The 10,621-nt window shown below is 43.0% G+C and carries 11 protein-coding genes; all 11 read left to right on the top strand.

What is annotated here, in order from left to right; translation table 11 throughout:
- Window positions 1-179: 179 nt before the first annotated feature.
- Window positions 180-1,199, top strand: a complete 1,020-nt coding sequence (locus BSG1_RS17380) for a methionine ABC transporter ATP-binding protein (protein WP_006838501.1) — start codon at window positions 180-182, stop codon at window positions 1,197-1,199.
- Window positions 1,192-1,860, top strand: coding sequence for a methionine ABC transporter permease (locus tag BSG1_RS17375; RefSeq protein WP_006838500.1), 669 nt, complete (start codon window positions 1,192-1,194; stop codon window positions 1,858-1,860). The genes BSG1_RS17380 and BSG1_RS17375 overlap by 8 nt, the downstream gene beginning before the upstream one ends.
- Window positions 1,861-1,888: 28 nt before the next feature.
- Window positions 1,889-2,725, top strand: coding sequence for a MetQ/NlpA family ABC transporter substrate-binding protein (locus tag BSG1_RS17370; RefSeq protein ID WP_006838499.1), 837 nt, complete (start codon window positions 1,889-1,891; stop codon window positions 2,723-2,725).
- Window positions 2,726-3,133: 408 nt separating this feature from the next.
- The gene (locus tag BSG1_RS17365) at window positions 3,134-3,499 is read left to right on the top strand and encodes a carboxymuconolactone decarboxylase family protein (RefSeq protein ID WP_044023102.1); all 366 of its coding nucleotides are present in this window, start codon (window positions 3,134-3,136) and stop codon (window positions 3,497-3,499) included.
- A 327-nt stretch (window positions 3,500-3,826) separates the two neighbouring features.
- Complete coding sequence (locus BSG1_RS21170) at window positions 3,827-3,985, top strand: hypothetical protein (protein ID WP_198008259.1); 159 nt, start codon at window positions 3,827-3,829, stop codon at window positions 3,983-3,985.
- Window positions 3,986-4,500: 515 nt separating this feature from the next.
- Window positions 4,501-5,286, top strand: a complete 786-nt coding sequence (gene sufC, locus BSG1_RS17360) for a Fe-S cluster assembly ATPase SufC (protein ID WP_006838495.1) — start codon at window positions 4,501-4,503, stop codon at window positions 5,284-5,286.
- A gap of 17 nt (window positions 5,287-5,303) precedes the next feature.
- On the top strand, window positions 5,304-6,614 hold the full coding sequence (gene sufD / locus BSG1_RS17355) for a Fe-S cluster assembly protein SufD (protein ID WP_006838494.1): 1,311 nt from the start codon (window positions 5,304-5,306) through the stop codon (window positions 6,612-6,614).
- The gene (locus tag BSG1_RS17350; RefSeq protein WP_006838493.1) at window positions 6,614-7,843 is read left to right on the top strand and encodes a cysteine desulfurase; all 1,230 of its coding nucleotides are present in this window, start codon (window positions 6,614-6,616) and stop codon (window positions 7,841-7,843) included. Before sufD ends, BSG1_RS17350 begins: the two co-directional genes overlap by 1 nt.
- Complete coding sequence (gene sufU / locus BSG1_RS17345; RefSeq protein WP_006838492.1) at window positions 7,833-8,267, top strand: Fe-S cluster assembly sulfur transfer protein SufU; 435 nt, start codon at window positions 7,833-7,835, stop codon at window positions 8,265-8,267. Before BSG1_RS17350 ends, sufU begins: the two co-directional genes overlap by 11 nt.
- Window positions 8,268-8,303: 36 nt before the next feature.
- Complete coding sequence (gene sufB, locus BSG1_RS17340) at window positions 8,304-9,701, top strand: Fe-S cluster assembly protein SufB (protein WP_006838491.1); 1,398 nt, start codon at window positions 8,304-8,306, stop codon at window positions 9,699-9,701.
- A gap of 413 nt (window positions 9,702-10,114) precedes the next feature.
- Window positions 10,115-10,621 (top strand): DUF72 domain-containing protein (locus BSG1_RS17335; RefSeq protein ID WP_006838489.1); only part of this gene is annotated, 507 nt, incomplete at its 3' end.

Genomic DNA, 10,621 nt, shown 5'->3' with positions numbered 1-10,621 from the left:
TGAATGATACATTTTCATGCCTTTCTGCTCATTGCAGGAAGGCATTTTGTGTTTTCTGAACTTCTCCTGTCGAAAAGATGTTTTAGGAATGAGCATACAGTAAATAATAATACAGCAATGTTACAACAACGGTACTAAAACCTACTAGTTTTATAGGTTTAGTTAGAGAGGTGAGGTAAATGATTAGCATTTCAAACGTTAGTAAAATTTTTAAAAGCAAAAAAGGTGACATATCAGCGGTAGATGATGTGAATTTAACGATAGATGACGGTGAGATTTTCGGAGTGATCGGATACAGCGGCGCCGGAAAGAGTACATTGATCCGGATGTTGAACGGACTTGAGATTCCGAGTGAAGGAACCATTGATGTGAATGGCCATATTGTCTCAAAAGTGAAAGGCCAGAAATTGAGAAGTGCCCGGCATGAGATCTCAATGATTTTCCAGCATTTCAACCTCCTGTGGTCAAGGAATGTAAGAGATAATATAGCATTTCCTCTGGAGATCACGAATGTTCCAAGGGAGGAACGAAACAAAAGAGTCGAAGAGTTAATCGAACTTGTTGGATTAAAAGGGAGAGAGGATGCTTATCCTTCACAACTGAGCGGCGGACAAAAGCAGCGTGTCGGGATTGCCCGTGCCCTTGCGAACAATCCTACAGTCCTGTTATGTGATGAAGCGACTTCAGCACTTGATCCGGAGACGACAGACTCCATCCTTGACTTACTGGTAGATATCAATAAACGTCTCGGACTGACGATTGTTCTGATTACCCATGAAATGAAAGTGATCCAAAAAATCTGCCATAGGGTAGCGGTTATGGAAAACGGGCGAGTAGTTGAATTAGGGGATGTACTTGAAGTATTCAAGAATCCTCAACAAAAAATCACTCAGCGGTTTGTGAGTGAAGTCTCGGAAACCGGAAATACGAAGGAAGCCATTGAAAATCTGATTTCGCACTATCCGGATGGCAAGATTGTCAAACTCACCTTTGTAGGTGAACAGACAGAGCAGCCTCTAATTACGGGCCTGATCAAGAACTTTGACATCAACGCCAATATCCTCCAGGGAAGCATTTCGCAGACACAGGGAGGCTCCTACGGAACACTGTTTATTCAGTTGACAGGTGCTGAAGAAGAAAAGGCTGTTGAATATTTGAAGAAGCAGACGATTGGAATTGAGGTGATAAACCATGATTGAAACTCTCTTTCCGAACGTTGACTGGGAAAAAATGTGGGAAGCCACTCTTGAAACGCTTTACATGACGGGTATGTCAGTTGCGATAACGCTCGTACTTGGAATTATTCTAGGTCTATTACTGTTTTTGACATCTCCAAACAACATATGGGAAAACAAGGCTGTGTATGCGGTAACGAGTGCCGTGGTTAACATCTTCCGTTCCATCCCGTTTATTATACTGATTGTGCTCTTAATCCCGTTTACGAAGCTCCTTATTGGGACAATTCGTGGGGCGAACGCAGCACTTCCTGCCCTCATCATTGGAGCGGCGCCCTTCTATGCCAGGATGGTTGAAATCGCTCTGAGGGAAGTGAGTAAAGGTGTCATTGAAGCATCAAAATCAATGGGAGCGAAAACGTCGACGATCATATGGAAGGTTCTTCTTCCGGAATCGATGCCGGCATTAATTTCAGGAATCACCGTAACAGCAATAGCCTTGGTTGGTTTCACAGCTATGGCCGGTGTTATCGGTGCAGGCGGTTTAGGGAACCTGGCCTACTTGGATGGTTTCCAGCGCAGCCGTGATGATGTAACTCTGGCGGCAACAATCATCATCTTGATCATCGTCTTTATCATTCAGATAATTGGTGACGTATTAACGAAAGCTATCGATAAAAGATAAAAAAATTTTAAAGAAAGAAGGAGAAAAAATGAAAAAACTAATCACAGGTTTATTTACAGCAGCAAGTATCTTTACACTAGGAGCATGTGGCACAACAGACGAAGGAAGCCAAGGCGGTGCAGGAGAAGAAACTTCAGTAATCACGGTTGGAGCGTCCAATATTCCTCACGCGGAAATTCTTGAAAAAGCAAAACCAATTCTTGAAGAACAAGGTGTTGAGCTTAACATTGAAACATATCAGGATTATATCCTGCCAAACAAAGACTTGGACAGCGGCGAAATTGATGCGAACTACTTCCAGCACGTTCCATACCTTGAATCACAAATAGCAGACCATGGTTATGATTTTGTGAACGCTGGTGGAATTCATATTGAGCCAATGGGTGTGTATTCTAAAAAATATGATTCTCTTGAAGAACTTCCAGAAGGCGCAACAATCCTTATGAGTAACTCAGTAGCAGACCACGGCCGTATTCTTACTTTATTAGAAGCAAAAGGCCTTATCACTCTTAAGGAGGGTGTTGATAAAACAGCTGCAACACTTGACGATATCGCAGAAAATCCAAGGAACCTGGAGTTCGATTACGAGTATGAAGCAGCTCTTCTTCCGCAGTTGTACGAAAACGAAGAAGGCGACGCAGTACTAATCAACTCTAACTATGCAATTGATGCAGGATTGAACCCGCTTGAAGATTCAATTGCAATCGAAGACAAAGAGTCTCCTTACGTAAACTTAATTGCTGTAAACAGCGGTGACGAAGAAAATGAAGCAGTCAAAGCCCTTGTAGAAGTCCTTCGCTCAGAAGAAATCCAGGATTTCATCTTGGAAGAGTGGGGCGGAGCGGTCGTTCCGGTACAAGAATAAACTTTAAAGCAGAAGCAGTCCTTCTATTGGAAGGGCTGTTTTTTTGCGCTAGGAGAGAAGGGTGCAAGCCGTGATAGGTAATGTGGAATTCATTAGGCTCGTAGTGACGAGGGAATGTACCATAATAAATTAGATGGCTAGCTAAAGCGGTACGAATAGAGGGTAAACGTACCATTAGAGATTGGAAAACAAAGCAGAAGCGGTACGATTAAAGGGTAAGTGCGCCCGAGTCTATGACATGCCGTGTGAAACAACTTCTTATCACTTTGCATAAACGGCAAAGCCAGATGCAAACATTTCAACTGAGCATCAATATTTACATTAAAGCCACATATGAAACATAAATTTCACTCCTTTTGCTCATACTACTTTTGAATTGGATTCAATAACAGAATGGAGCTGGAGCAAATGGAAATGGATGCTAGAAATTCAACTGAAGCGGCCCTGCATCACTACAAGCATGGGTTAGGCCTATTCACTCAAAAAATGCCCGAACTGGCACACCACTATAATGCGTTTACTGAACAATGCTTCAAAGAAGGTGTTCTTTCTCAAAAAGAAAAGCAGTTGATTGCATTAGGGATCAGTTTATATTCACAGGATGAATATTGCATCATTTACCATACAAAAGGGTGCATCGATCAAGGATGTTCCGAAGAGGAAATCCTTGAAGCGGTCGGCGTGACGGCTGCGTTTGGCGGCGGAGCTGCAATGAGCCAGGCGGTAACGCTGGTACAGGAATCAATTGTAGAATTAAACCAAATGAAGCAATAGTTCCAAAAAGCTGACAAGGGAGATTGTCAGCTTTTTTGTTTTTTGTTCCTTTAGTTCATGACCGCACTAAGAGGGACAGTCCCTTTTAGGGCTTTAACGTGGTAAATAATTTGCAAAAGGAAGTATATCGTGGGAATATTGTGAAAATATAAGAGGGAGTGAGACTAGGTTTTTAAAAAGAGCTGTCACCTCCGTTAAAAACTGGAAATCATTCGATACGGGTTTTGTTTTAAAAGCACGCGGGTAGTATTATTGTAAACGAAGTTAAAAACTCGAAAGGAATGATTCATTATCAACGACTCTCTGAATATGGAGTATACGAATGAAATGGAAAAGGCGATGCAAGGAGCTCACGGAGTTGGATATGAAACCTATAAAAGGAACCATGATGTTCGTATGCGAGTGGAGAAGAGAAGAGAGAATGAATACATTGAAAGCAGAAGAATGATTGCCGACTTGGATCGAAAAGTACACTCTAATATATAATAAGAAGTAACTAGGGGGAAACCAGTGTTTTGAGCACTGGTTTTTCTTTGTTTTTAGGAATTTATAGAATGTTTTAACTGTGTTATTCACGTCCATCTCCAGCGCCCGAGGTTACATATCCACTGGAACGTAACCTGGCCTTTGGGGTCGGATAACCCAAAGAGAATAAAAGGAAAGTTCGTCTTTTTTTCTCTTTGGAACATTGGCCTGACGGGGCTGAACAGGGCGCTTGTGCTTTTGTTCTGTTTACTGATGAGGAATTGTTTGTTAATCTTATTCAAGGAGAGGAATATTAAGAAAATTCCATAAGGCCCTTTCCTGTCCGAAAGTATATATGTACATGATAAAAGCACGGAAAGCTAACAATATAAAGGGTCAATGAAGTAAGATTTTTCATCCTTTTATACTCTGCTCAAACAGTTGCTTATAGCTTTTATTTGTTATAAGATTGTAATGAGAATAAATTGAGAATGGTTAAAAACAAACTTTCTTATAAAGTTCACGGAGGTATTATAATGGCAGGTTCAACTTTAACGATTACAGATCTTCATGTTGAGATTGAAGGTAAAGAAATATTGAAAGGTGTTAACCTTGAAATTAAAGGTGGAGAAATCCATGCAGTAATGGGTCCAAACGGTACTGGTAAATCCACTTTATCTTCAGCAATCATGGGACATCCTAAATATGAAGTAACAAAAGGCAGCATCACTTTTGATGGTGAAGATGTCCTTGAGATGGAAGTAGACGAGCGTGCAAGAGTAGGTCTATTCCTTGCAATGCAGTATCCAAGTGAAATCAGCGGTGTTACAAATGCTGACTTCTTGCGTTCAGCGATCAACAGCCGTCGTGAAGAAGGTCAGGAAATTTCTCTTATGAAATTTATCCGTACAATGGATTCCAGCATGGAAGAATTAGAAATGGATCCGGATATGGCTCAACGTTATTTGAATGAAGGTTTCTCCGGCGGTGAGAAAAAACGTAACGAAATTCTTCAACTTATGATGCTTCAGCCGAAGATTGCAATCCTCGATGAAATTGACTCCGGTCTGGATATCGATGCATTGAAAATCGTTTCCAAAGGAATCAACAAAATGCGTGGGGAAGAGTTCGGATGCTTAATCATTACCCACTATCAGCGTCTGCTTAACTACATCACTCCAGATAAAGTACACGTTATGATGCAAGGACGCGTTGTTAAATCAGGCGGACCGGAACTTGCGAAGCGCCTTGAGTCTGAAGGTTATGACTGGATCAAAGAAGAGTTAGGTATCAAAGACGAAACTGTCGGCCAAGAAGCGTAAGTGTTAGGGGGATTAATATGACTGTAGAAACGAAACTACCAGTAGAAAAGGACTATTTGGACTCCTTTTCAAAAGGTCAAGGTGAGCCGGAATGGTTTACTGACCTTCGTATCCAGGCTTTGACTAAAGCAGGGGAATTGGAGCTTCCTAAACCTGATAAAACAAAAATCACAAAGTGGAATTTCACTGAGTTTAAGCAGCATACAGTAGAAAGCAAGCCTTACCAGAACTTAAGCGAGCTTCCTGAAGCTGCAAAAGCATTGATTGATATGGACAGCACTGAAAACAATTTATATGTGCAGCGCAATAACACTCCTGCATACTTGACTCTATCTCAAGAGTTAAAAGATAAAGGAGTTATCTTCACAGACATTTTGACAGCTGTGAAAGAGCATGGTGACCTTGTTCAGAAGTATTTCATGCAGGAAGGCGTCAAAGTTGATGAACATAAACTGACTGCCCTTCATGCAGCATTGGTTAACGGAGGTGCATTCCTATATGTACCTAAAAACGTTGAAGTGGCGCAGCCGATTCAAGCAGTATATATCCAGGACAATGCAGATACTACCCTGTTCAACCATGTGTTAGTTGTCGCTGATGACAACAGTTCAGTAACTTACGTGGAGAACTATATTTCTACAACAGACGTAGAACAAGGAATTTACAATATCGTTACAGAAGTGTTTGCCAACAATAATGCAAAAGTGACTTACGGAGCGGTAGATAACCTTGCAAGCGGGATTACTACGTATGTTAACCGCAGAGGAACAGCGGCAAGGGACGGCCGCATCGACTGGGCTCTTGGCTTGATGAACGATGGAGATACGATTTCAGAAAATGTAACCAACCTCATGGGTGACGGTTCATACGCTGATACAAAGACCGTCGTGGTTGGCCGCGGTAAACAGAAGCAGAACTTCACGACTAAAGTCGTTCACTTCGGAAAAAATTCTGAAGGATATATCCTTAAACATGGTGTTATGAAAGATGAAGCATCATCCATCTTCAACGGCATCGGCAAAATCGAACATGGTGCATCCAAGTCGAATGCAGAACAGGAATCACGCGTTCTTATGTTAAGTGAAAAAGCACGTGGGGATGCAAATCCTATCCTGCTTATCGATGAAGATGATGTAACGGCTGGACATGCTGCATCAGTTGGACGCGTAGACCCGCTGCAGCTTTACTACTTGATGAGCCGCGGTATTCCTCAACATGAGGCAGAGCGTCTTGTCATTCACGGCTTCCTGGCGCCGGTTGTTAACCAGCTTCCGATCGAAGGAGTTAAAAAGCAGCTGACCGAGGTAATCGAAAGGAAAGTAAATTAATGAATGCTAAAGAGATTCGTAAATATTTTCCGATTCTCGACCAGGAAGTCAATGGACATCCTTTAGTGTATCTTGATAGTGCTGCTACTTCACAAAAACCCGTGCAAGTAATAGAAGCATTGGATAAGTATTACCGTGAGTATAACTCGAATGTCCATCGGGGCGTCCATACCCTTGGAACCCTGGCGACAGACGGGTATGAAGGTTCCCGCGAGAAGGTCCGCAAGTTCATCAATGCGGCTTCTACCGAGGAAATCATTTTTACCCGCGGTACAACGACTGCGATCAATACAGTCGCAGCCAGCTATGGCAGAGCAAATGTCGGGGAAGGTGATGAAATCGTGATCTCCCATATGGAGCATCACAGTAACATCATTCCATGGCAGCAACTCGCTAAAGAAACTGGGGCAACATTGAAGTATGTCCCACTCCAGGAAGACGGAACCATCTCAATTGAAGATGTGAAAAATACTGTAACATCCAATACAAAAATCGTTTCCATCATGAAGGTATCCAATGTATTGGGAACGATGAATCCAGTCAAAGAGATTGCCAAAGTGGCGCACGACAATGGAGCGGTCATGATGGTGGACGGTGCTCAGGCTGCCCCTCACATGAAGGTTGACGTACAGGACCTTGATTGCGACTTCTTCGCTTTCTCCGGTCATAAAATGGCTGGCCCTACGGGTATAGGAGTCCTTTATGGGAAGAAACATCTCCTTGAGAACATGGAGCCGGTTGAATTTGGCGGAGAAATGATTGATTTTGTAGGAATGTATGAGTCGACATGGAAAGAGCTTCCGTGGAAGTTCGAAGGTGGTACTCCAATTATTGCCGGGGCTATCGGCCTTGGAGCGGCCATTGATTTTCTTGAGGAAATCGGCTTGGACCATATTGAAAAACATGAACACGAATTAGCTGCTTATGCGATGGAAAAAATGTCCGGGATTGAAGGCATGACCATCTACGGCACTAAGGATCCTGCCAAGCGCGCAGGACTTGTCACTTTCAATATCGATGATGTCCATCCCCATGATGTTGCGACAGTATTGGATGCAGAAGGAATTGCCGTACGTGCCGGCCACCATTGTGCGCAGCCTCTAATGAAGTGGCTGAAAGTATCGGCGACAGCGCGGGCAAGCTTCTACGTTTACAATACAGAAGAAGATATTGATAAGCTTGTTTCAGGACTAGTGAGAACAAAGGAGTATTTCAGCGATGTCTTTTAACAATTTAGACCAATTGTACAGACAGGTAATTATGGATCATTATAAAAACCCTCGCAACAAAGGCTCGCTTGAAGACGGCAGCTTGACGGTAGACATGAACAACCCTACCTGCGGCGACCGTATCCATCTTCACATGAAAGTGGAAGATGGAAAAGTGACAGATGCCAAATTCGATGGTGAAGGCTGTTCCATTTCAATGGCTTCCGCTTCGATGATGACCCAGATCGTCAAGGGGAAAGACGTTGAATCGGCATTGAAGCTTTCTGAAGTATTTTCGAATATGATGCAAGGGAAAGAATATGATGAAGATATCGACCTTGGTGATATAGAAGCTTTGCAGGGAGTGGCGAAATTCCCGGCACGCATCAAATGTGCCACACTTGCCTGGAAGGCGATGGAAAAAGGAGTCAAGGAAGGGCAGTGACCCCGAAAGATTCACACTTAGAATGGAGGAATCAACATGGCGAAAAAAATGCCTGAGATCGGAGATTATAAATACGGTTTCTCTGATAAAGACGTATCAATTTTCCGTTCGAAACGCGGGCTTACCCGTGAAATCGTTGAAGAGATTTCACGCATGAAGAACGAGCCCCAATGGATGCTTGATTTTCGTTTGAAATCATTGGAACACTTCTATAAAATGCCTATGCCTCAATGGGGCGGAGATTTAAACGGTTTGAACTTTGATGAAATCACATACTATGTGAAACCATCTGAAAGATCAGAGCGTTCATGGGATGAGGTTCCTGAAGAAATCAAACAAACATTTGATAAACTTGGAATTCCTGAAGCAGAGCAGAAGTATCTTGCTGGTGTATCTGCACAGTATGAATCCGAGGTTGTTTACCATAACATGCAAGAGGATCTTGAAGCTCAGGGAATCGTATTCAAAGATACAGATTCAGCCCTTCGCGAAAATGAAGACCTCTTCCGTGAACACTGGGCAAAAGTTATTCCGGCGACGGATAACAAGTTCTCTGCATTGAACTCAGCAGTATGGTCGGGCGGATCATTCATTTATGTACCGAAAGGGATAAAAGTGGAAACGCCGCTTCAAGCCTATTTCCGTATCAACTCAGAGAATATGGGACAATTCGAACGTACGCTGATCATCGTTGATGAAGGAGCAAGCGTTCACTATGTAGAAGGCTGTACAGCGCCTGTCTATACGACAAACTCCCTTCACTCTGCGGTTGTTGAAATCATCATTAAAAAAGATGCTTATTGCCGCTATACAACGATCCAGAACTGGGCGAACAACGTATACAACCTTGTTACAAAGCGTGCGGTATGTGAAGCGAACGCTACAATGGAATGGGTTGATGGAAACATCGGAAGTAAGCTGACTATGAAATACCCTGCCGTTATCCTTAAAGGAGAAGGCGCAAGAGGTATGACACTTTCCATCGCATTAGCAGGAAAAGGCCAGCATCAGGATGCAGGGGCGAAAATGACTCACCTTGCACCTAATACTTCTTCAACGATTGTGTCGAAGTCGATCTCAAAACAAGGCGGTAAAGTAACCTACCGCGGTATCGTTCACTTTGGACGCAAAGCAGACGGAGCACGCTCCAACATCGAGTGTGATACGCTGATCATGGATAACCAGTCCACATCTGATACGATCCCTTACAATGAAATCTTGAACGACAACATTTCATTAGAGCACGAAGCGAAAGTTTCAAAAGTATCAGAAGAGCAATTATTCTACTTGATGAGCCGCGGTATTTCTGAAGAGGAAGCAACAGAAATGATCGTAATGGGCTTCATCGAGCCATTCACAAAAGAACTTCCAATGGAATATGCGGTAGAAATGAACCGCTTAATCAAGTTCGAAATGGAAGGTTCCATCGGTTAATACAGAAAATCCCGCATACCTAGAGTGTGCGGGATTTTTTGTGCTTTTTCGGGTCGTGCCAGTCACACCCCGTTTTTTGTCGAATCGCCGATAAATTTCAAAAATCGCTGATAAAACTTCAGAATCGCCGATAAAATCCAGAAATCGCCGATAAAATCCAGAAATCGCTGATAAACCGTCAAAATCGCCGATAACCGCCCCAGCCTCTCACAAAAGCGAAGGCGGCACTGCCCAAAGCCCAACTGTTTGCCCATCCAGCGGCAACAGTGGTATGTTAAGTGTATCTATATTTGCTTCACATACAATCATTTCGGGTAAAGAACATGTACATATAATAGAGAGATTGCCTGCATCTAAATGAATGCGGGAAGAGCAAAAGACTTAAAAAAGTACTGACGAAACGGGGTGCTGTTTTGATATATATCGGATTAACCGGATGGGGTGATCATGATTCGCTGTATAGCAATACATCACAACGGGATAAGCTGAAAGAGTATTCCGCTCATTTCCCGATTGTTGAAGTGGATTCTACCTTTTATGCCGTTCAGCCATTACGGAATGCGGAAAAATGGGTGAAAGAGACACCTGCTTCTTTTAAGTTCATAGTGAAGGCTTATCAAGGGATGACCGGACATAACAGAGGGGACATTCCTTTCAGCAGCAAAGAGGAAATGTTCAAAGCTTTCAGGGACTCGTTGAAACCTTATACTGATACCGGCAAGCTGGCGATGGTGCTCCTTCAGTTCCCGCCCTGGTTTGATTGCAAGAAGGAGAATGTTGACTACTTGCGGTATTGCAAGGAAATGCTGCCGGGCCTTCCTCTCGCATTGGAGTTCCGGCATCAGTCATGGTTTTATCCTTCATTCAAGGAAAGGACGCTTTTGTTCATGAGAGAAGAAGGGTGGATACACAGCATTTGT

The sequence above is a fragment of the Bacillus sp. SG-1 genome, from assembly GCF_000181495.1.
GTDB lineage: Bacteria > Bacillota > Bacilli > Bacillales > Bacillaceae_B > Rossellomorea.
The sequence above is the reverse complement of the archived record's forward strand: the minus strand, read 5'-3'. Positions and strand labels throughout refer to the sequence as shown.

Coding starts and splice junctions, on each gene's coding strand:
- BSG1_RS17380 (WP_006838501.1), top strand. CDS start 180: ATGATTAGCATTTCAAACGTTAGTAAAATTTTTAAAAGCAAAAAAGGT.
- BSG1_RS17375 (WP_006838500.1), top strand. CDS start 1,192: ATGATTGAAACTCTCTTTCCGAACGTTGACTGGGAAAAAATGTGGGAA.
- BSG1_RS17370 (WP_006838499.1), top strand. CDS start 1,889: ATGAAAAAACTAATCACAGGTTTATTTACAGCAGCAAGTATCTTTACA.
- BSG1_RS17365 (WP_044023102.1), top strand. CDS start 3,134: ATGGAAATGGATGCTAGAAATTCAACTGAAGCGGCCCTGCATCACTAC.
- BSG1_RS21170 (WP_198008259.1), top strand. CDS start 3,827: ATGGAAAAGGCGATGCAAGGAGCTCACGGAGTTGGATATGAAACCTAT.
- sufC (WP_006838495.1), top strand. CDS start 4,501: ATGGCAGGTTCAACTTTAACGATTACAGATCTTCATGTTGAGATTGAA.
- sufD (WP_006838494.1), top strand. CDS start 5,304: ATGACTGTAGAAACGAAACTACCAGTAGAAAAGGACTATTTGGACTCC.
- BSG1_RS17350 (WP_006838493.1), top strand. CDS start 6,614: ATGAATGCTAAAGAGATTCGTAAATATTTTCCGATTCTCGACCAGGAA.
- sufU (WP_006838492.1), top strand. CDS start 7,833: ATGTCTTTTAACAATTTAGACCAATTGTACAGACAGGTAATTATGGAT.
- sufB (WP_006838491.1), top strand. CDS start 8,304: ATGGCGAAAAAAATGCCTGAGATCGGAGATTATAAATACGGTTTCTCT.